At 68.8% G+C, this 25766-nt stretch carries 27 protein-coding genes; 21 read left to right on the top strand and 6 right to left on the bottom strand.

What is annotated here, in order from left to right; translation table 11 throughout:
• Positions 1-24 precede the first annotated feature (24 nt).
• Positions 25-495: a hypothetical protein gene (locus Q9R13_RS03735; protein WP_310963731.1), complete on the top strand. Its 471-nt coding sequence runs from the start codon at positions 25-27 to the stop codon at positions 493-495.
• A gap of 4 nt (positions 496-499) precedes the next feature.
• Here Q9R13_RS03735 and Q9R13_RS03730 read toward each other — a convergent pair whose 3' ends face one another.
• Together Q9R13_RS03730 and Q9R13_RS03725 are read right to left on the bottom strand one after the other, a co-directional pair.
• Positions 500-1039, bottom strand: coding sequence for a carboxymuconolactone decarboxylase family protein (locus Q9R13_RS03730; protein WP_310963730.1), 540 nt, complete (start codon positions 1037-1039; stop codon positions 500-502).
• Positions 1036-1920: an SDR family oxidoreductase gene (locus Q9R13_RS03725; protein ID WP_310963729.1), complete on the bottom strand. Its 885-nt coding sequence runs from the start codon at positions 1918-1920 to the stop codon at positions 1036-1038. Before Q9R13_RS03725 ends, Q9R13_RS03730 begins: the two co-directional genes overlap by 4 nt.
• A 96-nt stretch (positions 1921-2016) precedes the next feature.
• On the opposite strand from Q9R13_RS03725, the gene Q9R13_RS03720 reads away from it, so the two are divergent.
• Both Q9R13_RS03720 and Q9R13_RS03715 read left to right on the top strand, forming a co-directional pair.
• Positions 2017-3708: a long-chain fatty acid--CoA ligase gene (locus tag Q9R13_RS03720; protein WP_310963728.1), complete on the top strand. Its 1692-nt coding sequence runs from the start codon at positions 2017-2019 to the stop codon at positions 3706-3708.
• Positions 3709-3776: 68 nt separating this feature from the next.
• Positions 3777-4970 (top strand): sulfotransferase family protein, encoded by a 1194-nt coding sequence (locus tag Q9R13_RS03715; protein WP_310963727.1) that lies wholly within the window; start codon positions 3777-3779, stop codon positions 4968-4970.
• 38 nt (positions 4971-5008) lie between these two features.
• Here the strand turns inward: Q9R13_RS03715 and Q9R13_RS03710 are convergent, their stop codons facing one another.
• Complete coding sequence (locus Q9R13_RS03710) at positions 5009-6253, bottom strand: phospholipase D-like domain-containing protein (RefSeq protein WP_310963726.1); 1245 nt, start codon at positions 6251-6253, stop codon at positions 5009-5011.
• Positions 6254-6278: 25 nt separating this feature from the next.
• The gene (locus tag Q9R13_RS03705) at positions 6279-6569 is read right to left on the bottom strand and encodes a hypothetical protein (RefSeq protein WP_310963725.1); all 291 of its coding nucleotides are present in this window, start codon (positions 6567-6569) and stop codon (positions 6279-6281) included.
• 60 nt (positions 6570-6629) lie between these two features.
• On the opposite strand from Q9R13_RS03705, the gene uvrB reads away from it, so the two are divergent.
• A complete protein-coding gene (uvrB, locus tag Q9R13_RS03700; protein ID WP_310963724.1) occupies positions 6630-8753 on the top strand; it encodes an excinuclease ABC subunit UvrB in 2124 nt (707 codons plus the stop codon).
• A gap of 3 nt (positions 8754-8756) precedes the next feature.
• On the opposite strand, the gene Q9R13_RS03695 is transcribed toward uvrB, so the two are convergent.
• On the bottom strand, positions 8757-9431 hold the full coding sequence (locus Q9R13_RS03695; protein WP_310963723.1) for an ion channel: 675 nt from the start codon (positions 9429-9431) through the stop codon (positions 8757-8759).
• Between the two features lie 167 nt (positions 9432-9598).
• On the opposite strand from Q9R13_RS03695, the gene Q9R13_RS03690 reads away from it, so the two are divergent.
• The 15 genes from Q9R13_RS03690 to Q9R13_RS03620 all read left to right on the top strand — a co-directional run bounded on the left by Q9R13_RS03690 (position 9599) and on the right by Q9R13_RS03620 (position 23045).
• Positions 9599-10372, top strand: a complete 774-nt coding sequence (locus Q9R13_RS03690; protein ID WP_458295162.1) for an MlaE family ABC transporter permease — start codon at positions 9599-9601, stop codon at positions 10370-10372.
• A 1-nt stretch (position 10373) separates the two neighbouring features.
• A complete protein-coding gene (locus Q9R13_RS03685) occupies positions 10374-11213 on the top strand; it encodes an MlaE family ABC transporter permease (protein WP_310963721.1) in 840 nt (279 codons plus the stop codon).
• Positions 11214-11231: 18 nt separating this feature from the next.
• The gene (locus Q9R13_RS03680; RefSeq protein WP_310963720.1) at positions 11232-12371 is read left to right on the top strand and encodes an MCE family protein; all 1140 of its coding nucleotides are present in this window, start codon (positions 11232-11234) and stop codon (positions 12369-12371) included.
• Entirely contained in the window at positions 12368-13471 is a 1104-nt protein-coding gene (locus Q9R13_RS03675; protein WP_310963719.1) for an MlaD family protein, read from the top strand. The genes Q9R13_RS03680 and Q9R13_RS03675 overlap by 4 nt, the downstream gene beginning before the upstream one ends.
• On the top strand, positions 13471-14454 hold the full coding sequence (locus Q9R13_RS03670) for an MCE family protein (RefSeq protein WP_310963718.1): 984 nt from the start codon (positions 13471-13473) through the stop codon (positions 14452-14454). The genes Q9R13_RS03675 and Q9R13_RS03670 overlap by 1 nt, the downstream gene beginning before the upstream one ends.
• The gene (locus Q9R13_RS03665) at positions 14454-15614 is read left to right on the top strand and encodes an MCE family protein (RefSeq protein WP_310965030.1); all 1161 of its coding nucleotides are present in this window, start codon (positions 14454-14456) and stop codon (positions 15612-15614) included. Before Q9R13_RS03670 ends, Q9R13_RS03665 begins: the two co-directional genes overlap by 1 nt.
• Positions 15614-16990, top strand: a complete 1377-nt coding sequence (locus Q9R13_RS03660) for an MCE family protein (protein ID WP_310963717.1) — start codon at positions 15614-15616, stop codon at positions 16988-16990. The genes Q9R13_RS03665 and Q9R13_RS03660 overlap by 1 nt, the downstream gene beginning before the upstream one ends.
• Positions 16987-18297 carry an MlaD family protein gene (locus Q9R13_RS03655; RefSeq protein ID WP_310963716.1) on the top strand — a complete coding sequence of 437 codons (1311 nt, stop codon included), beginning with the start codon at positions 16987-16989 and terminating at the stop codon, positions 18295-18297. Before Q9R13_RS03660 ends, Q9R13_RS03655 begins: the two co-directional genes overlap by 4 nt.
• A complete protein-coding gene (locus Q9R13_RS03650; protein WP_310963715.1) occupies positions 18294-18845 on the top strand; it encodes a hypothetical protein in 552 nt (183 codons plus the stop codon). Before Q9R13_RS03655 ends, Q9R13_RS03650 begins: the two co-directional genes overlap by 4 nt.
• A complete protein-coding gene (locus Q9R13_RS03645; protein ID WP_310963714.1) occupies positions 18842-19582 on the top strand; it encodes a zinc ribbon domain-containing protein in 741 nt (246 codons plus the stop codon). The genes Q9R13_RS03650 and Q9R13_RS03645 overlap by 4 nt, the downstream gene beginning before the upstream one ends.
• A gap of 33 nt (positions 19583-19615) precedes the next feature.
• Complete coding sequence (locus Q9R13_RS03640) at positions 19616-20587, top strand: NAD(P)/FAD-dependent oxidoreductase (protein ID WP_310963713.1); 972 nt, start codon at positions 19616-19618, stop codon at positions 20585-20587.
• A 2-nt stretch (positions 20588-20589) separates the two neighbouring features.
• Positions 20590-21078, top strand: a complete 489-nt coding sequence (locus tag Q9R13_RS03635; RefSeq protein ID WP_310963712.1) for a pyridoxamine 5'-phosphate oxidase family protein — start codon at positions 20590-20592, stop codon at positions 21076-21078.
• 17 nt (positions 21079-21095) lie between these two features.
• Positions 21096-21296 (top strand): ferredoxin, encoded by a 201-nt coding sequence (locus Q9R13_RS03630; protein ID WP_310963711.1) that lies wholly within the window; start codon positions 21096-21098, stop codon positions 21294-21296.
• Complete coding sequence (locus Q9R13_RS03625; RefSeq protein ID WP_310963710.1) at positions 21293-22210, top strand: 3-oxoacyl-ACP reductase; 918 nt, start codon at positions 21293-21295, stop codon at positions 22208-22210. The genes Q9R13_RS03630 and Q9R13_RS03625 overlap by 4 nt, the downstream gene beginning before the upstream one ends.
• A 67-nt stretch (positions 22211-22277) precedes the next feature.
• Positions 22278-23045, top strand: coding sequence for an SDR family NAD(P)-dependent oxidoreductase (locus Q9R13_RS03620; protein ID WP_310963709.1), 768 nt, complete (start codon positions 22278-22280; stop codon positions 23043-23045).
• Positions 23046-23049: 4 nt separating this feature from the next.
• Here Q9R13_RS03620 and Q9R13_RS03615 read toward each other — a convergent pair whose 3' ends face one another.
• Positions 23050-23664 carry a TetR family transcriptional regulator gene (locus Q9R13_RS03615; protein ID WP_310963708.1) on the bottom strand — a complete coding sequence of 205 codons (615 nt, stop codon included), beginning with the start codon at positions 23662-23664 and terminating at the stop codon, positions 23050-23052.
• Between the two features lie 85 nt (positions 23665-23749).
• Between Q9R13_RS03615 and Q9R13_RS03610 the strand changes: the two genes are divergently transcribed.
• Positions 23750-25051, top strand: coding sequence for a glycosyltransferase family 4 protein (locus tag Q9R13_RS03610; RefSeq protein WP_310963707.1), 1302 nt, complete (start codon positions 23750-23752; stop codon positions 25049-25051).
• Positions 25038-25760 (top strand): class I SAM-dependent methyltransferase, encoded by a 723-nt coding sequence (locus Q9R13_RS03605; RefSeq protein WP_310963706.1) that lies wholly within the window; start codon positions 25038-25040, stop codon positions 25758-25760. Before Q9R13_RS03610 ends, Q9R13_RS03605 begins: the two co-directional genes overlap by 14 nt.
• Positions 25761-25766 lie beyond the last annotated feature (6 nt).

Genomic DNA, 25766 nt, shown 5'->3' with positions numbered 1-25766 from the left:
GCCGTACGCCGGCATCGGGCGGTCGTGGTCGTGCTGACCGTGGTGCTGATCGCCGCCCTGGTGGCGCTCGCCTTGGCCTGGCGCGCGGAACGGCACCAGTCTGCTCTCCGGTCCGCCGGCACGTCTGCCACCGCGGCTGCTCGGACGGTCGCGGTCGACCTGACCACCTACGACTATCGGACGGTCAAGGCCGACCACGCCCGGGTGGCAGCGCTGGGCACGCCGCGCTTCCGCAGCTACTTCGCCTCGGTGGGAGCGAAGTCGGCAGCCGTGGTCCGCAGCCTGCACGTGACGGCCAGGGGCCGCGTGATCGCGGCGGCGCCCCTGGTGCGGGACACCTCACATGTCCGCGTGCTGCTCTTCGTGGACCAGGTGGTCTCAGCGCGGGACACCAAGGGCTCGCACACCGAGGAGCCCCGGATCAGCATGCAGATGGTCCACGACGGCGGACGCTGGCTGGTCGACACGGTCCAGCTGGAGGACTCCAGCGGATAGCCGCTCAGCGACGGCGGTCGGGCTGCACGCGCAGCGTGAGAAGAGTGGTGGCCAGGGCGTCGTAGTGGCCCACCAGCATCACCAGCTCGAGCACCCGGCGGTCGTCGTACGCCGAGCGGAGCGCCGTCCACGTCGGGTCGGAGATGTCCTTCTCGTGCACCAGCTCGTCGACGGCTCGGAGCAGGGCCTGCTCGGCAGGTGTCCAACCGTCGGTGTCCGGGCCGGCGTACACCCGTTCGAGGTCCTCTGCAGTCACCCCGGCCCGTCGGCCGAGGCGGACGTGATGGTCCAGCTCGTACTGGCACCCGCGCAGATGGGCCACCCTGATGATCGCGAGCTCGGTGAGTCGGCGGGGGAGCTTGCCGCCGGGCATCAGCTTGCCGGAGAAGTGCAGCCAGCCCCAGAACAGCCCACGGCCCCGGCCGAGCGTGCTGAACACGTTCGGCGGAGTGGTGCCGGTGACCCTGCCGGCGATCTGGGCGAAGCCCCAGATCAGCGGGCCGTTCTCGCGGAGACCTCCGGGCGTGATGCGGGGGCCGGTCACCCCTGGACCTCCGGCCTGCGGGCCCGTTGCACGTCGGGGAGCGCACGGTTCGCCGCGCGGTTCAGCACATGCATCGCCGCGCTGTAGCCCGGTGGGAAGTAGCGCTGCGCCAGGTGAGCCATCCGGATGTCGGGCGAGGTGTAGACCCAGTAGCGGTTGCGCTCGAGTCCGCGCACGATCGACGCGGCCGCCTGCTCAGGGCTGACGGCGTGGCTGCGGAAGCGCTCCCGGGCCTTGCGGAACCGCGGGCTGGCGTTGTCGACGCCGGCGATCTCCACCGTCTCGGTCAGGCCGGTGTCCACGCCGCCCGGGCAGACCAGGCTGACCCCGATGTGGTCTCGGGCGAGGTCGAACCGAAGCACCTCCGAGACGCCACGGAGGCCGAACTTGCTGGCGCTGTAGCCGGCGTGCCAGGGCATCCCGATGATTCCCGCGGCTGAGGAGACGTTGACCAGGTGTCCGCCGCGCCGCGCGTCGATCATGGGTGGGACGAGCTCCTCGATCACGTGGATCGGGCCCATCAGGTTGATCTCCACCAGACGTCGCCAGGTCTCGTGGGGCATCGCGCTGACCGTCCCCCAGGCGGCGATGCCGGCGATGTTCATCACGACGTCCATGGCGCCGTACTCGGCGGTGAGCCGCGTCGCGAGTGCGTGCATCGCGTCGTGGTCGGCGATGTCGGCCGTCTCGACCAGGCCGACCCGACCCCCCGAACGGCGGATGCCGGCGGCGACCTCGTCCAGCTGGGGGCCGTTGCGGTCGGTCAGGTGCACCCGGGAGCCGTGGCTCGCCACCAGCTCGGCGGTGGCCCTGCCGATGCCGCTGGCGGCGCCGGTCAGGAAGACCTCGCGGTCGGGGGCAGGACGCAGACGTCGGGACATGGCGACACGGTAGTGCGTGCGATGGCGCGGTCACATCTGTGTGCCCTGCGAGATGACCTCTGGACCGGCTACTGCTCCTAGGGCCAAGATCGGTCCATGCGCAGCACGATGCAGGACGCCCAGCTCACCATCGGCTCGATCATGCGGCACGGCACGACCGTGCACCGTGACTCCGAGGTGGTGACCGCCACACCGGACGGCTCGCGCCGGACGTCGTACGGCGAGCTGGGCGCCCGTGTCGCCCGGCTCGCGAACGCGCTGCGCAGCCTCGGCATCTCCGGCGACCAGCGCGTCGGCACGTTCCAGTGGAACAACGTCGAGCACCTCGAGGCCTACCTCGCGGTGCCCTCGATGGGCGCGGTGCTGCACACGCTCAACATCCGGCTGTTTCCCGATCAGCTGGTCTACATCGCGAACCATGCCGAGGACCAGCTGGTCATCGTGGACGACTCGCTGGTGCCGCTCCTCGCGCCGCACCTGCCGTCGATGAGCACCGTCCGGCAGGTACTGGTGGCCGGTCCCGACGCGGCAGCCGCCGACCTCGACTCGCTCCGGTCCAGCGGCAAGGAGGTCCTGCTCTACGAGGACCTGCTCGCCGACCAGCCCGAGGACTTCGACTGGCCGGAGGTGGACGAGCGGGACGCTGCGGCGATGTGCTACACCAGCGGTACGACGGGCAACCCGAAGGGCGTCGTCTACAGCCACCGCTCGGCCTGGCTGCACTCCCAGATGGCATGCACCGGCGCCGTCGCGGGGCTCTCCTACCATGACCGGATCCTGCCGATCGTGCCGATGTTCCACGCCAATGCCTGGGGCCTCGCCTACGCCGGACTGATGAGCGGGGCATCGCTGTGCATGCCGGACCGCTGGCTCCAGGCCGAGCCGCTGGTTCGGTTCATCAACGAGACCGGGCCCACCATCTCCGGGGCGGTGCCGACGGTGTGGAACGACGTGCTCGGCTACCTCGACCAGCACCCCGAGGTGGCGCTGGACAGCCTGCACCTGATCCTCTGCGGGGGATCCGCGGTGCCGGTCAGCCTGCAGAAGGCGCTCGCGGAACGCCACGGCATCGAGGTGCGGCAGGCGTGGGGGATGACGGAGACCTCGCCGGTCGCCACCGCGGCCGGCGTACCGCTGGGCGTCGAGGGGGATGAGGTGTGGCGCTATCGCGGCGGCCAGGGCCGACTGGTGTGCGGGGTCGAGGCTCGCATCGTCGGCGACGACCTGACAGCGCTGCCCGAGGACGGCGAGGCGGTCGGTGAGGTCGAGGTGCGCGGACCCTGGGTGACCGCGGCCTACTACCGGCCGGAGGCGGCCGACGCGGACGAGGCCGCGGCGAAGTTCCACGACGGCTGGCTGCGCACGGGGGATGTCGGGACCCTCGACGAGCTCGGCTACATCACCCTCACCGACCGGGCCAAGGACGTGATCAAGTCCGGCGGCGAGTGGATCTCCTCGGTCGACCTGGAGAACGCGTTGATGGCGCATCCTGACGTGGTCGAGGCCGCGGTGATCGGCATCCCCGACGAGAAGTGGCAGGAACGGCCCCTGGCCTCCGTCGTCCTGCGGGAGGGCGCGACCACCACCGTCGCGGAGCTTCGCGACTTCCTGGCCGAGGACTTCGCCAAGTGGCAGCTGCCCGACGCGTTCGCCTTCATCAAGCAGGTCCCACGGACCTCGGTCGGGAAGTTCGACAAGAAGGTCATCCGGAAGTGGTACGCCGAGGGTGAGGTCCAGGTGGTCCGGCCCGGATCCGAGTCGGGAGCGGTCGGCCAGTCGGCGTCGTGAGGCGCTAGGGCGCAGATCTGTTGCCAGGCCGTGCCGGCGGCGGGAAGATCCTTGCGGAGGTCATCGCGATGGATGCCGTTGTCACCCCGACCTGGCTGGTCGACCGCGCAATGGCAGCCACCGAGCTCCGAGACCTCGGTGACCCGCACTTCGAGCCTGTGCTTCAGGCATGGTGCGACGACCTCACCTCCCCGTTGCTGTCCGACTCGGGTCGTTCGCAGCTGGCCCGGCAGGCGGAGCGGAACCTGCAGGTCCGCCTGGGAGTCATCGACACGCTCGAGCGCCACCCCGAGATCCACGACGTGCAGCTGCCCCGAGTGGTCCGGATCATGGGGTTCCCGCGCTCCGGGACGACGCTCCTGCACAACCTGATGGCACGACGGCCCGGCTCCCGTTCCCTGCTCCGCTGGGAGCTCGTCGCACCGGTCCCGCCGCCCGAGGCGGACACCTATGCCACAGATCCGCGCATCGGCAAGGTCCAGCGCGGGGTGGATGCGTTGCGCGGCAGCGAGCTGGAGCACATGCACTGGGTCGAGGCGACCGACCCCGAGGAATGCGCCTGGGGGTTCTTCGACCTGAGCGGCCTCATGGGCCGCAGCCCCACCGACCTGATGAGCACCTGGACCGCCACCGTGTTCCCGGGCCGACCGCGCCGGCAGGCCTACGAGGAGTACCGCGCGCTCGTGCAGCTCCTGCTCTGGCACAACCCACTGCCCGCCGACGGCGTACTCGTCCTCAAGTGCCCCACCGACGTCGACCAGGCCGCGACCTTCCTCGAGGCGTTCCCCGAGGCCAGCCTGGTCCTCTGCCACCGCGACCCCCATCGCATCGTGACCTCGAGCTGCCACATCAAGGACGTCGTCCAGAACCCCTGGCTGGTCGATCCCCGCGACCCCGGACGTGACGATCGTGGCCAGGCGATCAGGATTCCGCTCGTCTGCGCAGACGCCATGGTCGACGTTGCCGACGCCTTCCCCGACCGGGTGGTCAACGTGCGCTATCCCGACCTGATGGCCGACCCGGTCGCCGCCGTCGTCCGCGCCTACGAACAGCTCGACATTGCGGTGTCGCCCGAGACGGGAGAGGAGATCCGAGGATTCGTACGACGCCAGCGCCAGGGCGGTCGCGCGACACCGCCCCCGACGTACGGCTCCTACGGCTACACCGCGGAGGCGGTCTGGGCGCTCCCGGCCATGCACCGCTACGTGACCCGCTTCGGCCTGAGCCCCGAGACGGAGCGGATCACCGAGCCGGCGCCCTGATTCCTGCCCCTGCGGACTGCGTGGGGACTGGGTGAGGCTCAGAGCACGTGGCGCAGCGGATTGAGGAACATCTCGGTGAAGCGACGGTAGATGTCGCGCATCCGCCACTCGTCCATATGCAGCTCGCTGCAGTTGGACTGGTCGGTCTCGAAGATCTTCTCCATCTCGGCCGCGAGCCCGTTGTCGATGACCTCGATGTTGATCTCGTAGTTGCCCGTCATGCTCAGCCGGTCGACGTTGGCGGTGCCGATCGTCGACCAGGAGCCGTCGATGGTCGCGGTCTTGGCGTGCACCATCGCGTCGTGGAACCGGAAGATCCGGATCCCCGCCTCGAGCATGACGGTGAAGTAGCCACGCGAGATCCAGTCCGCGACGATGTGGTTGGACTTCGCCGGCAGCACGATGCGTACGTCGACCCCTCGCGCCGCCGCGGAGGTCAGCGCCTCGATGAAGTTCTCGTCGGGGATGAAGTAGGCGTGCGTGAGCCACACGTTCCGCTCGGCCTTGTTGATCGCCTCGATGTACATCGTCCGGATCGGGAACATCCACAGTCGCGGCACGTTGCGGTGCACCCGGATCTGCGGCTCCCAGGTGGTGGTCGTCTGGGTGAGCAGCGGCTGCACCCTGCGGCGAGGCATCTGGAACCGCTTGGTCCGGTTGAGGTTCCAGAAGTCGGCGAACGCGCGCTTGACGTCGAGGACGGCCGGGCCGGTGATCCGGCAGTGGGTGTCACGCCATTCGGTCGCGTAGGGGGACCCGATGTTGTAGCCGCCGGCGAACGCGACCTCGTCGTCGACCACCAGGATCTTGCGGTGGTCCCGGCCGTAGCGGCGCAGGTCGAAGAACCGCCAGCCGGCGGCATAGACCGGATAGGCGAGCACCTTCACCCCGGCCGGGAAGCGCTTGAACCGCGGCGAGACGACCAGGTTGGCGAACGAGTCGTAGATGACGTGCACATCCACGCCGCGGGCTGCTGCATCGGAGACCGCCCGCTTGAACCGCTCGCCGATCTCGTCGCCCTTCCAGATGTACGTCTCGAGCAGGACCTGCTTGCTGGCTCCCTCGATGGCGGCGAGCATGTCCTCGTAGAGATCCTGGCCGAACGTATACGTCGTGACCGTGCCCGTTCCGACCGGCACCGTCTTCGCGGGTCGGGTGGGGAACGGCTTCGGCTTCTTGCCCCGCCGTCGGTAGGAGTCGACGAGGGTGAGCCCGATGGCGAACGCGAGCTGGAGGCCCAGGACGGCGAGCAGCGTCCGCCGTACGATCCTCAGCAGCTTCACGCGGCAAACCTACCGGTCTGGGTGGTCAGCGGTCGGTGACCGCAGCGTGGATCTCGGCGAGCTGGCGCTGCATCGCAGGGAGTTGCTTGAGCAGCCCGAGCTCGGCCTCCAGATCGGACAACAGACCCTTGACCTGCTCGAGCACCGCCCGGGTCTCGGCGAGGGTGGTATCGACCGTGCCGAGCTTGGTATCGACGGCGACCAGGGTGCCGTCGACCGTGGTCAGCGTCTTCTCGACGGTGGTGAGCGTCTCATCGGCGTTCGCGAGCGTGCGACCGGCCTTCTTCAGCACGTCGGCGACGGGGTTCAGGGCCATGGCGCCGATGGTAGGTCCGCGACCGGGAAAGGTGTCGGTGGCGCCCCGTAGTCTCGTCATATGCGTCCCGTGACCGACCTCGAGCGCCGGGTGGCGCCGTTCGAGGTCATCTCCGACTACGTGCCTTCGGGCGACCAGCCGGCCGCCATCGCCGAGATCACCCAGCGCGTCGAGGGCGGCGTCCAGGACATTGTGCTGCTCGGCGCCACCGGTACCGGCAAGACCGCGACCGTCGCCTGGGTGGCCGAGCAGCTCCAGCGCCCGATGCTCGTGATGCAGCCCAACAAGACGCTTGCCGCCCAGTTCGCCAACGAGCTGCGCCAGCTGATGCCGAACAACGCGGTGGAGTACTTCGTCTCCTACTACGACTACTACCAGCCCGAGGCCTACGTCCCGCAGACCGACACCTACATCGAGAAGGACTCCTCGATCAACGACGAGGTCGAGCGGCTCCGGCACTCCGCGACCAACTCGCTGTTGACCCGTCGCGACGTCATCGTGGTCTCGACCGTGTCCTGCATCTACGGTCTCGGCACCCCCCAGGAGTACGTCGACCGGATGCTCCGCCTGCGGGTGGGCCAGGAGCACGACCGTGACTCCGTGCTGCGCCGGCTCGTGGAGATCCAGTACACCCGCAACGACCTCGCGTTCACCCGCGGCACCTTCCGGGTCCGCGGCGACACCCTCGAGATCTTCCCGGTCTACGAGGAGCACGCGGTCCGGGTCGAGTTCTTCGGCGACGAGGTCGAGCGGTTGATGACGCTGCACCCGATCACCGGCGAGGTGATCACCGACGACGAGGAGCTCTACGTCTTCCCGGCCACCCACTACGTCGCCGGCCCCGAGCGGATGGAGCGCGCCATCCGGGGCATCGAGGCCGAGCTCGAGGAGCAGGTCGCTGCGTTCGAGCGCCAGGGCAAGCTGCTGGAGGCGCAGCGGCTGCGGATGCGCACGACGTACGACGTGGAGATGATGCGCCAGGTCGGCTCCTGCTCCGGGATCGAGAACTACTCGATGCACATCGACGGGCGCAGCCGGGGGAGTGCACCCAACTGCCTGCTCGACTACTTCCCCGAGGACTTCCTCCTGGTCGTCGACGAGTCGCACGTCGCCGTCCCGCAGATCGGCGGGATGTACGAGGGCGACATGTCGCGCAAGCGCAACCTGGTCGACTTCGGGTTCCGGCTGCCCAGTGCGATGGACAACCGCCCGTTGAAGTGGGAGGAGTTCCTCGACCGGATCGGCCAGACCATCTACCTGTCCGCGACACCGGGGGACTACGAGCTGGCCAAGACCGGTGGGTTCGACCACGCCGTCGAGCAGATCATCCGACCGACCGGACTGGTCGACCCGGAGGTGATCGTGAAGCCGACCAAGGGGCAGATCGACGACCTCATCGACGAGATCAACACCCGGGTCGAGCGCAACGAGCGGGTGCTGGTGACCACACTGACCAAGAAGATGTCGGAGGACCTCACCGACTATCTCCTCGAGAACGGCGTCCGGTGTCGCTACCTGCACTCCGAGGTGGACACCCTGAAGCGGATCGAGCTGCTGCGCGACCTCCGGCTCGGGGAGTACGACGTGCTGGTCGGCATCAACCTGCTCCGGGAGGGCCTGGACCTGCCCGAGGTCTCTCTGGTGGCGATCCTCGACGCCGACAAGGAGGGCTTCCTGCGGTCGGACAAGTCGCTGATCCAGACGATCGGCCGGGCCGCGCGCAACGTGTCCGGCCAGGTGGTGATGTACGCCGACCGGATCACGCCGAGCATGGCCTCGGCTATCGACGAGACCAACCGGCGGCGCGTCAAGCAGGTCGCCTACAACCAGGCTCACGGGGTCGACCCGCAGCCACTGCGCAAGAAGATCGCCGACATCACCGAGATGCTGGCTCGTGAGGACGAGACCACTGAGGAGCTGCTCGCCACCTGGCAGGGCACCGGTGCGCGCGGCGACCGATCGAAGAAGGCGCCGGTTCCCGGCCTGTCGAAGCTGGACGCCCGCCGCACCGCTCCGGACCTGGCCGGACTGCCGTCCAGCGATCTCGCCGAGCTGGTGCAGCAGCTCACCGAGCAGATGCACGCGGCCGCCGCGGAGCTGCAGTTCGAGGTGGCGGCCCGGTTGCGCGACGAGATCTCCGAGCTGAAGAAGGAGCTCCGCCAGATGATCGAGGCGACCCGCTAGGGGTCACGGCACCTGGCTGCGCCGCACGGCGAGGCCGACCAACCGGGAGATCACCATTCCGATGTACAGGACGCCGGTCACCTGCTCGATGATCATCACCGCGCGCGCCTGGCCCAACGCCGGCAGGACGTCGGAGAGCCCGCAGCTGGTCAGGTTCGAGAACGACAAGAAGAGCAGCACGAACCACGAGTAGGGACCCGGACCCGGACCTGAGAACGAACCGGGCCACACCACCTGCACGGCGACATAGAGGTAGGCGAAGCCCCAGGCGACCACCGTGAAGGCCGCGCCGACCGCGTAGAGCTCGTCGGTGCTGACCCGGTCGTCGTCATAGAGGTACCGGATCAGGCCGTAGGAGACGAAGAAGTAGAACGGCGCGTGGAGAAGCGCGTTGGTCAACACGATCCAGTCCGAGTGCGGGTGAATCGCCTCGAGGACGACGAAGAGGATCGCGGGCACGCCGAGGCAGAGGGCGACCACGGTGAGCGCCGGGGTCCGCCGTACCGCGTAGAGTGCGGTCCCGACGACCAGGGTCGACACGACTCCCAGGACGGCCTTGCCCGCGCCGTGGTCGCCGAAGAACGGACTGAGGACCACGGCCAGCAGCTGGGCCAGCAGGAGTGCCGCCGAGGGGTGCCGCTCGAGGCGCTGGGTGAGGGGGTTCTGGGTTCGGGACACGCACCGAGTCTAGGAATGGCAGGGGGTCTCGCGTGACCTCCGCGCGGCGCGGGTCGTTTTGCTGGGCGGGGCGAGCGTGTCCGCTTGTGGAAAACGAGAACACGTTCTAGATTGATCCGTCAGCGTGCGCCGGTCCGGCGTTGGCCCTGCCATCGAAGGGGGTAGGAGTGGCAGTCTCCGCTGCTTCTGTCGTTCGTGGGCCGGGGGAGATTGCCGCAATGGTGGTCGACGTCACCAAGGCGGCCTTCACTACGAAGTTCCAGGCCCGGGAGTTCATCGAGCAGGCCTGGTTCATCACCAGCGTGACGCTGATGCCCACCATCTTGGTGTCGATCCCGTTCGGTGCCGTCATCTCGCTGCAGGTGGGCAACCTGACCGGTCAGCTCGGAGCCCAGTCGTTCGCCGGCGCGACCGCGGTCCTCGCCGTGGTGCGCGAGGCGGCGCCGATCGCAGCGGCACTGATCATCGCCGGTGCCGCCGGCTCGGCGATCTGCTCGGACCTGGGGGCTCGGAAGATCCGTGAGGAGATCGACGCGATGGAGGTGCTCGGCGTCGACCCGATCGCCCGCCTGGTCGTGCCACGCGTGCTGGCCACCCTCTTCGTCGCGCTGATGATCAACGGAATCGTGATCGCCGCCGGCATCGGTGGCGGCTACTTCTTCACCGTCATCGTCCAGGGCGGCTCCGCCGGCGCGTTCCTATCGTCGTTCACCGCGCTTGCCACGCTCCCGGACCTCTACATCTCGATGATCAAGGCCGGGATCTTCGGCTTCCTGGCTGCGGTCGTCGGTGCCTACAAGGGCCTCAACGCCGGCGGCGGGCCCAGTGGTGTGGGGCGCGCCGTGAACGAGTCCGTGATCGTCGCGTTCATGCTGCTGTTCCTGCTCAACTCGATCCTGACGGCGATCTACTTCCAGGTCGTCCCGCAGAACGGGCTGTGAGATGGCACAGGTGACCGAGGTCGGCGCCGCCCTCGTCAAGGAGCAGCGCTACCGCATCGAGCAGTACGGCGACCAACTGCTCTTCTACGCCAAGGCACTGGCCTGGACCCCGCGAGCGGTGCGCCGGTACCGCCGCGAGATCTGGGCCACCCTGGCCGAGGTCGCGTTCGGGGTGGGTGGCCTGTCCGTGATCGCCGGCACCGTCGGCGTGATCGCGTTCCTGGCGTTCTTCGCCGGGACCGAGGTCGGCATCCAGGGCTACGCATCACTGAGCCAGATCGGCGTCGCGAAGTTCACCGCGTTCATCTCCGCCTACTTCAACACCCGTGAGGTGGCCCCGCTGGTGTCCTCGATCGCGCTGGCCGCGACCGTCGGCTGCGGCTACACCGCGCGCCTGGGTGCGATGCGGATCAGCGAGGAGATCGACGCCCTCGAGGTGATGGGCATCCCGTCGCTGCCGTTCCTGGTCACCACGCGGATGATCGCGGCGTTCCTCGCGGTGATCCCGCTCTACATCGTGGCGCTGTGCGCGTCGTACCTCTCGCCGCGGCTGATCACCACACTGATCTACCACCAGTCGCCAGGCACCTACGATCACTACTTCATCCAGTTCCTGCCACCCGGCGACGTGCTGTGGTCGTTCGGCAAGCTGATCGTGCTCGCGGTGGCCATCATCTTGATCCACTGCTACTACGGCTACACCGCGTCGGGTGGCCCGGCTGGCGTCGGGATGGCCGTCGGCAGGGCGATCCGGACCTCGATCGTCACTGTGGTTGTGGCCGACTTCTTCCTCAGCTTCGCCATCTGGGGCTCGACGACCACCGTGCGGATCACCGGATGAGCGGGCGGGGCTGAGCCGATGCTGGTGAACATCACCCACGACACGGGACGCGAGCACACCCGACTGTTCGTGGCCGGAGTCGCCTACCTCACGGTCGTCGCGCTGCTGATCGGGTTGTCCATCGCGATCTACCAGAAGGTCTTCACGCCCGTCACCATGGTCACGGTCAAGGCCGATCGCGCCGGTCTGCAGCTCGCGCGGTTCGGCGACGTGCGAATGCACGGGGTGCTGGTCGGCCAGATCCGGTCGATCACCCAGGACGGCCATCAGGCGGTGATCAAGCTCGGGCTGCAGCCCTCGCAGGCCAGGGAGATCCCGGACAACGTGTCGGTGAAGATCCTGCCCACCACGCTGTTCGGCCAGAAGTACGTCGAGTTCGTCGACCCCAAGGTGCCTGCGGCCCAGCCGCTGACCGACGGCACCGTGATCCCGGCGTCGCGGGTGCAGACCAGTGTCGAGCTCGAGTCGATCCTGGCGAGGCTGTTCCCGCTGCTGCGTTCGGTGCGTCCGGCCGATCTGGACACGACGCTGCACGCGCTGGCCACCGCGCTCACCGGGCGCGGCAACCAGATCGGCCGCACGATGCAGGAGCTGGACGCCTACCTGCGCACGATGAACGTCCACCTGCCGACGCTGCGCACCGACATGCGCGAGCTGGCCGACGTGGCGAACACCTACTCGCTGGCTGCGCCCGACCTGGTCCGGCTGCTGCGCAACGCGACTACCACCGCGCACACCGTCACCACCCAGCAGACCAGGCTCGGCGGCTTCCTCACCGACCTGACCACGATGTCCGACACCGCCACCCGCGTGCTGTCCCGCAATGGCCCCGGGATCGAGGAGGAGGCCGCTCTGGCCGTGCCGTTGACCGGGCTGCTGGACACCTACTCTCCCGAGTTCCCCTGCCTGCTCAAGGGCTTGGACCGCTACACCGGCCGGCTCAACCAGATCTTCCGGCACAGCCGGGTGAGCCAGACCATGATCCTCAGCGGCGACCAGCGCCCGGCGTACGGCCGCGCCGACCGACCGGTCTACGGCGAGGTCGGGCACGGGCCGTGGTGCCTCGGGCTGCCGCATCCCAAGCAGGGTCCACCTCTGCCGTACGTACCCCTCAAGGACGGTACGCCGCAGGACAACCCGCCGGGGACCGCGCCATGAGCGGGCGGAACACGAAGACCGCGATCGCGGCGGTCAAGCTGGGCATCTTCACGCTGGTGTCGATCCTGGTCACGGGGCTGCTGGCGGTGATCATGGGCCACTTCGGCTTCGGCAGCCAGAGCCAGTACCACGCGCTGTTCTCGAGCGCGAGCGAGCTGAAGAAGGGCGATGACGTACGCGTCGCCGGTGTCTCGGTCGGAGAGGTCAAGGACGTCTCACTCGAGGGCCGTGACCACGCGATCGTGACGTTCAAGGTCCAGTCCGGAGTGCCGATGACCACCGCCTCCGGCGCCCAGGTGCGGTTCCTCAACCTGGTCGGCGATCGCTACCTGGCACTCACCCAGGGCAAGCCCGGAGCACCGAGGCTCCGACCGGGGGCGACGATCCCGATGTCGCAGACCACCCCGGCGCTGGACCTCACCGCGCTCTTCAACGGCTTCCAGCCGCTGTTCCAGGCACTCACCCCCGCCGACGTCAACAAGCTGTCGATGAACCTCGTGCGGGTCCTGCAGGGCGAGGGCGGCACGATCCAGGGACTGCTGGCCCGGACCGCATCGCTGACCAACGCACTGGCGGACCGTGACCAGCTCGTCGGCGAGGTGATCTCCAACCTCTCCGGGACCCTGAAGACCGTCGACGACCGGCATCAACAGCTCACCCGGCTCGTCGTCCAGCTGCGGGACTGGCTCGGCCACCTCTCCACCGACAGGAAGGCGATCGGGGCGTCGCTGCAGAACGTCTCGAGCCTGACCCATGAGGTCGCCGGCCTCGTCACCGGCGCGCGCCCCTACGCCAAGCAGGACATCGCCCAGCTGCGCCGGGTGATGAGCATCCTGAACCGACCGGCCAACCAGAAGCTGATGTCGGACACCCTCAAGCGGCTGCCGACGACGCTTCGTCGCCAGGCCAGGATCGGCACCTTCGGCTCCTGGTACAACTACTACCTCTGCGACTTCACCGGGAAGGTGATCCTGCCCAAGCTCGGGCAGCTGCTCGGACTCGGCGCCGCCGGAGCCCCGCTGGACCAGATGATGGTCAAGCTCCAGCAGCAGATCAACGAGAACATGTCGGTCTACAGCACGGCCAAGAGGTGCGACTGATGGCCCGCCGTACCGACCGCCACCTGATGAGGATGGGCGCCATCGCGCTGCTGGTGCTGGCGCTGGCGATGGCCGCCTCGTTCAACCTGCAGAAGTTCCCGGGCTTCCGGGGGACCGGCTTCCACGCCGAGCTCACCGACGCCAGTGGGCTGCACGTCGGCAACATCGTCGAGATCGCCGGGATCCGCGTGGGGCGCGTGAACGCGCTGCATGTCGAGGGGACCAAGGTGGTGGTCGACTTCGACGTCCATCACGCCGAGCTCGGGGACCGTACGACGGCCTCGGTGCAGGTGCTCAACCTCCTCGGTGAGAAGTACCTCCAACTCGTGCCGAAGGGGTCGGGGACGCTATCGGGCGGCTCGACGATCCCGCTGGACCGGACCAGTGCCGGCTACGACATCGTGGGCACGCTCGGCGAGCTGACCCACACCACCGAGAAGATCAACAAGCCTCAGCTCTCGAAGGCGCTGAGCACGCTTGCCACGACCATCGACGCGGCGGCGCCGCAGGTGCGGTCGAGCTTCACCGGTCTCTCGCGGCTGTCCCGGACGATCGCGTCGCGTGACGGTGACATCAGCGCGCTCCTCACCCACGCCCAGCACGTCACCCACCTCATCGACCAGCGCAAGGGCGACCTGGTCACGTTGATGAAGCAGGGCGACCTGGTGTTCCGCGAGCTGATCCGCAGGCGCGCAGCCATCCACTCGCTCTTGGTCAACGCCCGCACGCTCGCCGTACAGCTGCGCGGACTGGCCGCGGACAACCAGAAGCAGATCGGGCCGGCACTCGACGAGCTGCACCGCGCCCTCACGTTCTTGAACCAGCGCAAGCAGGAGCTGAGCGACACGATCAAGAACTACGGTCCCTACGCGTCGATCCTGATCAACATCATCGGGACCGGCCCCTGGTTCGACGCCTACGTGCCGAACCTGGTGAACCTCGCGACCGGTGAGTTCGCGCCGGGGAAGAGGACGTACAAGTGATGCTCTCCCGGATCAACGGTCGTGTCCTCGCCGCCGTCGTACTCGCCCTCGCAGTGGTTGCCGGCTTCCTCGCGTTCTCCGGCGGCTCCGGCACCCGGACCGTCACCGCCCACTTCCCGCAGGCGGTCAGCGTCTACAAGGGCACCGACGTCGACATCATGGGAGTGCCGGTGGGACGCGTCACCGCCGTCGTGCCCGAGGGCGACAGCGTCAGGGTCGACATCGAGTACGACGCGAAGTACCGGCTGCCGGCCGACGTGAAGGCAGCGGTGGTCACCCCGACGCTCGTCGCGGACCGGTTCGTGCAACTGGCCCCGGCGTACGGCGGCGGCGCGACGCTGCCCGACGGTGGCGACATCCCGATCTCGCGTACCGCGGTCCCGGTCGAGCTCGACCAGATCTACTCCAGCCTCGCGGACCTGACCAACGCGCTCGGCCCCAACGGGGCGAACAAGTCCGGCGCACTCAACCAGCTGCTGCGGTCGGGTGCGCACGCGTTGAAGGGAAACGGCAGGCTCGGACACCAGATGCTGGCCAACCTGGCGGGCGCGGTGCAGACGCTCGGCGACAACTCCGGCCAGCTGTTCGACACCGTCGACAGCCTGGCGTCCGTCACCCAGACCCTGCAGGCCAACGACAAGGTGGTCGGCCGGTTCATGGACCACCTGTCCCAGGCCTCGACCCAGCTCGCCGGTGAGCGAGGCGACCTGCGCAAGGCACTGGTGGCGATCGCGAACGCGCTCTCGACGGTGCGCAACTTCGTGCACGACAACAAGGGCATGCTCGTGGGCGACATCAAGCAGCTCACCACCACCGTCGGTGTGCTGGCCCGCAAGAAGCAGACCCTGGCGAAGGTGCTCACGCTGGCACCGCTCGGTCTGGGCAACCTGGCCGAGGCGTTCGACCCGAAGACCGGGACCGTCGGGATCCGACTGCAGCTCGGTCCGACCGCGCTCGACTTCGGCAACATGATCTGCAACGTGGTCCAGGTCAACCACATGCCCAACGCAGACCAGGCCTGCACCCTGCTCAAGGCGCTGCTGCCCAACGCCGCCGATCTCGGTGCCGGGCTGCTGTCGGCGCCGACCCCGGGCACCAGTGGGATGGGGGCGGCCGCCCCGGCGAACGGGCTCGGCGGGCTGCTCGGGGGAGGTCTGTGATGACACGAAGGACCCCTCGCCGAGCCGTCGCCTCGCGACCGCGGGCGCACTGGACCCTCGTGATCCTCGCCGCCGTGGGTGCGCTGGCCCTGAGCGGCTGCGGCTTCCACGGCGCCTACGACCTGCCTCTGCCCGGCAAGGTGGTGAGCAGCTCCGACGGCTACCAGGTCACCGCCGACTTCAACGACGTGGTCAACGTGGTGCCGCGCACGCTGGTGATGGCCAACGACGTCCCGGTCGGGCAGGTCGACTCGGTCCGTCGGGTCGGCTGGCACGCCCGCGTGACGATGACCGTCCGCAAGGACATCGTGCTGCCGAGCAACGCAGAGGCCGACGTACGCCAGACCAGCCTGCTGGGGGAGAAGTACATCGCGCTGCTGAAGCCGCCCGGTGCGAGCGTCGCGAAGGACGGCCGGTTGACCGACGGTGCCTTCATCCCGCTCTCCCGCACCACTCGCAACCCCGAGGTGGAGGAGGTGCTGGGCGCGCTGTCGTTCCTGCTCTCCGGCGGAGGCGTCGGGCAGCTCAAGACGATCAGCGCGGAGCTGAACAAGATGATGGACGGACGACAGTCCGACATCCGCGACCTGCTCAGCCAGGTCGACGCGCTGGCTACCTCGCTGGACGGCCAGAAGGACGACATCATCAGCGCGATGGAGTCGATCAACCGGCTGACAGCGACCCTGAACAGGGAGAAGAAGACGGTCGGCGCCGCCATCGACTCCTTCGGGCCGGCGCTGAAGGTGCTCAACCAGCAGCACGGTGCTCTGATGAAGATGCTGCGCTCACTCGACGAGCTCGGGAGGGTCGGCACCCGGGTGATCCACCGCAGCAAGGCCAACATCGTGGGGACACTGCGCCATCTCGCGCCGACGCTTCGTCGGCTGGCCGATGCCGGCAACTCCCTGCCCCGCGGTGTGATGATGATGGCGAGCTTCCCGTTCCCCAAGGAGGCCGCGTCACTCGCCAAGGGTGACTACTCGAACGCACTGTTCGCGATGGACTTCGACCTCAACAAGGTCCTTAGTGCAGCGCTCAAGGGCGGTGACACGGGGCTGCCGAACGTCAGCCAGCTGTGTGCGGTCTACGCCGGTCAGGAGTCGTGCGGCCAACTGATGTCGGCGTTGTGCAGCGCACTCAAGGTGAACCTGTTCTGCGCCCCGGTGCCCGCGTCCAGCGCCTCAACCACGACATCGGGCACGCCACGGCGCATCAGGACCCACGCGAAGGCTCGGTCCAACCCCTTGAAGGGGATCGACCTCGGCGGGCTCGGCCTGGGCAGCGGGTCGTCGTCAGGCGGTCTGCTCGGCGGACTCGGTCTCGGGTCGTCGGCTCCGTCCGGCGGCCTGCTCGGGCTGCTGGGAGGTGGCCGATGACCCGGGGAGTGAAGGTCCGGCTGATCACCTTCGTGCTGCTCGCGGCCGTGGGCATCGTCTACGTCGCGGCCAGCTATCTCGGCATCGTCGACCGCGTGCTCGGCCGTGGGCTGACCGTGCATGCCACCCTGCCCGGCTCCGGCGGTCTCTACGTCGGCAGCGAGGTCGACTACCGGGGCGTGAAGGTGGGCAAGGTGTCCGGCATGCAGGTCACCCGTGACGGCGTGCGGGCGACCCTGTCGCTAGCGCAGGGCACCCACATTCCAGTGGACTCGCCGTTCTCGGTGCACAACCTGACTGCGGTAGGCGAGCAGTACCTCGACTTCGAGCCGCCTTCGTCGCAGGGCCCGTACGCCGGCGCCGGCCACACCTTCGTCGGCACCCGTGCGAGCCTCCCGGAGTCGACGAACGACCTGCTCACGAAGCTGTCCAGGTTCGTCAGCTCGGTCAACGGAAACGACCTGCGCTCGGTCGTCAAGGAGCTCGGGCAGGTCTTCCAGGGCAACGCCGATGCCCTGGGCCGGATCGTCGACTCGGGGAGCACCTTCGTGCAACAGGCGCGGGCGCACCAGGACGCCACGATCAGGCTGCTCGACTCCGGCAAGGACGTGCTCCGCACCCAGCAGGCCCACAAGGGTGACATCGTGTCGTTCGCCCGCGGCCTGGCCCGGCTGAGCCAGACGCTGAAGGTCTCCGACCCACAGCTGCGCACGATCCTGCAGGGCGGCGGCCCGGCGGTGCGGGAGGTCAACTCCCTGCTCACCGGCCTGGAGCCGGTGCTGCCGGTCTTCATCAGCAACCTGGTGACGGTGAACCAGGTGGTCACCGCCCGGTTGCCTGCCCTGGAGCAGACCCTGGTGACCTTCCCCGCTGTGGTCTCCAACGGCTTCACCGGCACCCCGGGCGACGGCTACGGGCACCTCAACATGCAGTACTCCTACACCACACCGCCGTGCACCCAGGGCTACATGCCGGCTAAGGACTGGCCGAACGGGAACGACCTGCGCGACCTGCCGCTCTTCCCGGCCAAGTGCACCGACCCGCGGGCGCAGCCGGGTTACACCGGGTCCGACCCCATCGAGCAACGAGGCGTGAACATGGCACCGGGGCTCGACGCGTCGACGTCTTCGGCGTACCGGGTCGCCCCGTACGATGCCCGTACGGGAGTGGCCTACGCCGGCAACGGCCGTCGGGTCAGGGTGAGCTCACAGGGAGGTCTGGACTCGGTGTTCGGCAGCAACGCGTGGCAGCAGCTCTTGATCGGTCCGGTGGCGTCGGGCGCGGGAAGGTCGGGCGCGGCCCGGTGACTGGAGATCGTGACACCGGGCGCACCCTCGGCCCGGTGAACCTGGTGCTGGGCGCTGTCCTCCTGGGCGTGGTTGCAGCCCTGGTCATCGTGCTGGTCCAGGGGCCCTCGCCGCAGGCAGAGGCGACGCGCGGGGCATCGCAGCGGTACGCCGCGGTCAAGGCCGCGACCAGCAAGGAGGTGGCGGCGTTCCTCGACGTCGACTACCGAGACATGGACCCGCTCATCGCCAAGGTGCTGGCCGGCGCGACCGGGAAGTTCCGCGCGCAGTACTCCCACACCAAGGTGAACCTCAAGGCTGCCGCCGAGGCGGCCAAGTCGGTCTCCACCGGGAAGGTCCGGCAGGTCGGGCTCACGGACGTCGGCGCGAGCACAGCGACGGTGTTCGTCGCGGCGGACGCGGTGGTCAAGAACAGCTCCACGGGCAAGCAGAGGGCAACCAAGCAGTGCCCGCACGCCGGAGCGGTGTGCCGCTACTACCGTCTGAAGATCGAGATGACGCACACCGCCCAGGGCTGGAAGATGAGCGGACTGGACTTCGTCTCATGACCACCCCCGACCTGGCCCCGGACGAGAAGCTCTGCCCGTACTGCGCGGAGGTCATCAAGGCCGCCGCGATCCGGTGCCGTTACTGCGGATCGGACCTCGCCGCGGCACCGGCACCCGAACCGGCACCCTCCGAGGCGGCACCGGCACCCGAGCCGGCACCCGAACCGGCACCCGAGCGAGCGCCCGAGTTGGCACCTCTCGAGCCGGCACCCTCCGAGCACGCACCCAGCGCCGCCTCCCGCGCCTCTCATCCGCTGGTGACCGTCGTGCTGTCGGTGGCGATCGTCGTGGCCGCGGTGGCCCTGGTGCTCACCTACCGGCACAACCATCGTGACACCGCGCCCGGTGGCGAGATCACCTCGCCGGCCACTCGCGCGGTGCTGATGGACCAGGCGGCGCGGATGACCAAGGCGGCGCTGTCCTACCACGCGAAGACCTTCGACAAGGACACCGCGGCCGCAGAGAAGTCGATGACGGCGTCGATGCAGAAGGAGTACGCCAGCACCCTGTCCAAGGTGCGCAGCCAGGTGATCAAGCGCGGGCTGGTGCTCGACGCGACGGTGCGCTCCAGCGCCCTCATCAGCGCGACGAGCGACGAGGCGCGGGTCCTCGAGTTCGTCAACCAGACGACGACGGCGAAGGGGGTCAAGACCCAGCAGCTGAACGAGAACCGGGTCGTGGTCACCCTCACCCGCGACAATGGCCAGTGGCTGATGTCGAAGCTGGATGCATTCTGATAAATTAGAACCTGTTCTACTATGAGGAGCGAGATGGTCGACACCGATCTGCTGATCGTCGGCGCGGGCCCTGCCGGCCTGTTCGGTGCGTACTACGCAGGTTTCCGCGGCTTCCGCGTCACCCTGGTCGACTCGCTGCCCGAGCTCGGTGGTCAGGTCTCCGCCCTCTACCCGGAGAAGGAGATCCTCGACGTCGGCGGCTTCCCGATGATCAAGGGCCGCGAGCTGGTCGAGCAGCTGGTGCAGCAGGCCGCCAGCGCGAACCCGACGTACCTCCTCGAGCGCACGGCCGTCGGCCTGGAGACCGACGCGGCTACCGGGGTGACCATGACCCTCGACGACGGCGCCACCGTCACCGCCAAGGCCGTCATCATCACCGCCGGCATCGGCAAGTTCACGCCGCGGGCTCTGCCGGCCGGCGACGGCTGGGAGGGTCGCGGACTGGTGTTCTTCGTGCCGTCCTTCGCCGAGTACGCCGGCCGCGAGGTCGTGATCGTCGGTGGAGGGGACAGCGCCTTCGACTGGGCCCACAGCCTGCAGCCGATCGCGAAGTCGGTCACCCTGGTGCATCGACGTGACGCGTTCCGAGCCCACCAGGCGACCGTCGACGCGGTCCTCGCGGGGCCCACCGAGGTGGTGGTCAACGCCGAGGTGACCCGGATTCTGGGCGACGGCCGGGTCGAGGGTGTCGAGATCAGCCGCAAGGACGGCGAGGTGCTCACCCGACCCGCACAGTCGGTCGTCGCCGCGCTGGGCTTCGTCGCGGACCTCTCGGCGATGAAGGACTGGGGCCTCGAGCTGGACAAGCGGCACATCGTGGTCGACTCGGCGATGCGCACCAACCTTCCGCGGGTCTTCGCCGCCGGAGACATCAACGAGTACCCGGGCAAGGTGCGGCTGATCGCCACCGGCTTCGGTGAGGTTGCCACTGCGGTCAACAATGCCGCCGTGGTGATCGACCCCGAGGCGCACGTCTTCCCCGGTCACTCCAGCGAGGGGAGCTAGCGATGGCCAGCGGACGCAGCGCGGTCCGGCTCACCGAGCGGGAGCTCGACGACTTCCTCGCCGCCAACCTGAAGGTGCAGGTGGCGACCGTGGGCCCGGACGGCGCCCCCCACCTGACCACGCTGTTCTACACGCTCGTCGACGGCCGGATCGCGTTCTGGACCTACCGCAGCTCCCAGAAGATCGCCAACCTGCGCCGCGACGCGCGGATCAGCTGCCTGGTGGAGGACGGCACCGAGTACGCCGAGCTGCGCGGCGTCAGCATCCAGGGGACCGCGCGACTCGTCGAGGAGCTCGACGAGGTGCGCGCCCTCGGAACGAGGGTCGTCTCGGCGATGGCCGGCGGCGCCGACCTCGGCGAGTTGGGCGACCAGATCGTCGACGGCCAGGCGCGCAAGCGGGTCGGCGTCGTCGTCGAGCCCGTCAAGGTCGCCAGCTGGGACCACCGCAAGATGAACGGGGCCCTGCCCAGGCATGACAACGGGGCATGACGACAAGGAGCGAATCGATGGCCAAGGTGAAGGTCGACTACGACCTGTGCGAGTCCAACGCCCTGTGTGAGGCGGTGGCACCCGACGTGTTCCGGATCGACGACGACGACTACCTACAGGTCGACGACCCGACGGTGACCGACGAGAACCGTGCTCGCATCGAGCAAGCGGTCGCGGCATGCCCGAAGTCCGCCCTGAGCATCGTCGAGGACGAGTGAGCGTGCCCCCAGCCCACGACCTGGACGGCCGCGTCGCCGTCGTGACCGGAGCCGGCGCGGGACTCGGGCGCGCCGAGGCCCTGGCGCTGAGTCGCGCGGGTGCCCGGGTCGTGCTCAACGACCTGCCCGGAGCGGCCGACGAGGCCGCGGACGAGATCCGGGCCGGTGGCGGCGACGTACGGGTGGTGGAGGGCGATGTGGGGGAGCGCAGTACCGCTGACGCGATGGTGGCGGCGGCCGTCGATGGGTTCGGCAGCCTCGATGTCGTCGTCAACAACGCCGGCGTCACCCGCGACAAGATGCTGTTCAACATGACCGACGAGGAGTTCGACCTCGTCGTCCGCATCCACCTGCGCGGCCACTTCCTGCTGTCCCGCAACGCAGCGGCGTACTGGCGTGACCGCGCCAAGCAGACCGGGGAGCCGGTGAACGCCAGCGTGGTCAACACCGCCTCGGAGGCGTTCCTCTTCGGACCGCCGGGCCAGCCGAACTATGCCGCTGCCAAGGCGGGCATCGTGGCGCTCACCCTCTCCACCTCGCGGGCGCTCGGTCGCTCCGGCGTCCGCGCCAACGCGATCTGCCCGCGAGCGCGCACAGCGATGACTGCCGACGTGTTCGGCGCTGCGGAGCCGGGCGACGGCATCGACCCCTACAGCCCCGAGCACGTCGCTCCGCTGGTCGCCTACTTGGCCTCGCCGGCGGCGTCACGGATCACCGGTCAGGTGTTCGTCGTGTACGGCGGCATGGTGGCGCTGCTGGCGGCTCCCACCGTGGCCGAGCGGTTCGACCTGACCGGCGCGGACACCTGGGATCTCGACGGCCTCGACAAGCAGATCGGCAGCTACTTCGCCGACCGCGACCCAGCGGTGGGCTTCGCGGCCGACGAGGTCGGCAGGCTCCGCGCGCGCGACTGACCGCGCATCGGCGCGAGACACGATCAACATCACGACAGGTCACACCACGACAGGCAGGAAGACGACCATGGGACGACTCGACGGCAAGGTGGCGATCGTCACCGGCGGTGCGCAGGGACAGGGCGCGGAGATCTGCCGCGCCTTCGTCGGCGAGGGCGCGAAGGTGGTGATCGCGGACGTCGCCGACGAGCTGGGCGAGCTGTTGGCCAAGGACCTGGAGCAGAAGGCACCGGGAGCGGCGTACTTCCGGCACCACGACGTCAGCGACGAGAGCTCCTGGATCGCGCTCGTCGCCGACGTCAACGAGCGCTTCGGCCCGGTCAACGTGCTCGCCAACAACGCCGGGATCCTGCGCTTCGCCGAAGTGGAGCGGATGGAGCAGGCCGAGTTCGAGTTGCTCTTCCGGGTCAATGCGATGGGCTGCTTCCTGGGCATGAAGTCGGTGGCGCGGACGATGCGCAAGAACGGCGGCGGCTCGATCATCAACGCCTCCTCGATCGAGGGCCTGGCCGGGATGCCGATGTGCACGGCGTACGCCGGCACCAAGTTCGCCATCCGTGGGATGACCAAGGCGGCAGCCCTCGAGCTCGGTCCGAAGGGCATCCGGGTCAACTCGATCCACCCTGGGATGATCGACACTCCGATGACCCGGCCGCACGGCGGCGACGCCGCGATGGAGTTCGGTGCGTCGAAGGTGGCCCTCAAGCGGGTCGGGACGCCTGCGGACATCGCCCCGCTCTACGTCTACCTGGCCAGCGACGAGTCGAGCTTCGTCACCGGCGCCGAGATCGCCATCGACGGCGGAGCCACCGCCACGCACGCGTTCGGTGGCTAGCCGGTCAGTCGCGCAGCAGCAGCCGGACGGCGGTCTCGATGTGGTCGGCGACCTCCTCGGCCGTGGCCCGTCCGGTCACCCACGAGACCAGCGCCGAGAGCCAGACGTCGCTGATCACCCGGGCGATCGCGATGTCGTCCTCGGTGGGCTCGGCGCCCTCGACGTAGTCAGATCCCTGCATCGCCCGGGTCAGCATCGAGGTCAGCTGCATCCCGACCACATGGATCTCGCCGGCCACGGACTTGTCCGCGAACATGAACGCCCGGGTCAGTGCCTCGGTCAGGTGCGGGTCGCCCTGCATGCCGCGGGTGGCCCGCTTGAGCACCTGGATCACCCGCTCGGCCGCGGTGTCGCCGGGGATCGGCCGGCTGCCGAGCGCCGCCTGGTTGGTCTCGAAGCGCACCGCGAGGGCCGAGACCAGGAGGTGGATCTTGGACGGGAAGTAGCGGTAGAGCGTGCCCAGTGCGACGTCGGCCTGCTGGGCGACAGCGCGCATCTGTACGGCGTCGAAGCCGCCCCGCGACGCGATCTCCGTCGTGGCATCCAGGATCCTGCGACGACGGTCGCGTTGGGCCGCCGACCCGAGATCGTCGGCCGTCAACGAGTTCACCGTGCTCACGACGGTTAGGCTAACAGCCGGATTCGGTAGAATAGAAACACGTTCCAGTCGCTCCGCGGCTGTTTTCCTCCCGGAGGGGCTCCCTTTGCGCATCGCACTCCTGTCGTATCGCAGCAAGCCCCACTGCGGCGGTCAGGGCGTCTACGTACGCCACCTCAGTCGCGAGCTCACCGCTCTCGGACACACGGTCGAGGTCTTCTCGGGCCAGCCGTACCCAGAGCTGGACCCCGGCGTCGCGCTCACCCCGGTGCCGAGCCTGGACCTGTACCGCGAGCCCGACCCGTTCCGGATGGTCTGGCCCTGGGAGTTCCGCGACCTGGTCGATGCGCAGGAGTTCGCCATCATGTGCACCGCAGGATTCCCCGAGCCGCGCACCTTCGGCAGGCGGGTGCTGCGGGTCCTGCGCTCCCGGGCGGGCGACTTCGACGTCGTCCACGACAACCAGGTGCTGGCCCACGGCATCGCCCGGATCGAGGGCGAGCTGGGGCTCCCGGTGCTCACCACCCTGCATCACCCGATCACGTTCGACCGCCGGGTGGACCTCGCCGCGGCGACCTCCTGGCGCAAGCGGCTGACCCTGCGTCGCTGGTACGGCTTCTTGCGGATGCAGGGCGCGGTGGCCCGCCGAGCCCGCTGGATCCTGCTGCCGTCGGAGTCCTCGAAGCGCGACGTCGCCAAGGACTTCGGCGTCGACCCGGAGCGGATGCAGGTGATCCCGCTCGGTGTCGACGAGTGCTTCGTGCCTCCGCTCGAGCCTCGGGTGCCCGGCCGGATCGTGGCGATGGCCAGCGCGGATGCGCCGATGAAGGGCATCGCGACCCTGCTCGAGGCCTTCGCGAAGCTGCGCACCGAACGCGAGGTGGAGCTGCTGCTGGTCACCCGGCCCACGCCCGGCGGCCGCACGGAGCAGCTCATCGAGCAGCTCGGCATCGGCGATGACGTGAGCTTCGTCAACGGGATCAGCGACGAGGAGCTGGTCCGGGTGATGGGGTCCGCCGAGATCGGCTGCGTGCCGTCGCTCTACGAGGGATTCTCGCTGCCGACCGCCGAGCTGATGGCCTGTGCGACCCCCCTTGTGGTCAGCCGGACTGGTGCGATACCCGAAGTGGTCGGACCGGACGGTGAGTGTGCGGACATGGTCGCCCCCGGCGACGTCGGCCAGTTGACCGCGACCATCGCGGCCCTGCTGGACGACCCGGAGCGTCGCGACCGGATGGGCCGGGCCGCCCGGGCCCGGGCCCAGGAGCGGTTCAGCTGGCGCGCCGTCGCGGTCGCGACCGCCGCGGCCTACGAACGTGTCATCGAGGACTTCGAGCGCTCGACCACCAGGAGCCCTCAACCATCAGGAGCCCCCCAACCATCAGGAGCCAGTAATGCTGACCGTTGACTTCGACCGGCTCGGCCTACGACCGGGTGACCGGGTCATCGACATGGGCTGCGGTGCCGGCAGGCACGCCTTCGAGATGTACCGCCGTGGGGCCGACGTGGTCGCCTTCGACCAGGACGCAGATGCGCTTGCCGAGGTGCTGGACCTGTTCGGCGCGATGAAGGAGGCCGGCGAGGTGCCGGCCGGCGCCGAGGCCGACATCAAGGAGGGCGACGCGCTCGAGCTGCCGTTCGCCGACGGTGAGTTCGACCGGGTGGTCGCCTCCGAGGTGCTCGAGCACATCCCGAACGACATCCGGGCGATCGACGAGCTCGTCCGCGTGCTGCGTCCGGGCGGCACCATGGCGCTGACCGTGCCGCGCTGGCTGCCCGAGGTGGTCTGCTGGAAGCTGTCCGACGACTACCACAACACTCCCGGTGGGCACATCCGGATCTACTCCGACAAGGAGCTGATCGGCAAGGCCGTCAACGCCGGCCTGGAGTACGACGGAATCGACTACGCCCACGGCCTGCACTCGCCGTACTGGTGGCTCAAGTGCGCCGTCGGTGTGTCCAACGACCAGAACCCGCTGGTGAAGGCCTATCACCAGGTGCTGGTGTGGGACATCATGCGCGCTCGCGGCTGGAGCACCCTGACCCGCGGCGCCGAGAAGCTGCTGAACCCGCTGGTCGGCAAGAGCATGGTGCTGTACTTCCACAAGCCGGAGTAGCGCGCG

The organism is Nocardioides marmorisolisilvae (assembly GCF_031656915.1).
Lineage (GTDB): Bacteria > Actinomycetota > Actinomycetes > Propionibacteriales > Nocardioidaceae > Marmoricola > Marmoricola terrisoli.
Note: the sequence above shows the minus strand (reverse complement) of the source record. Positions and strands in the feature narration are given on the sequence as shown.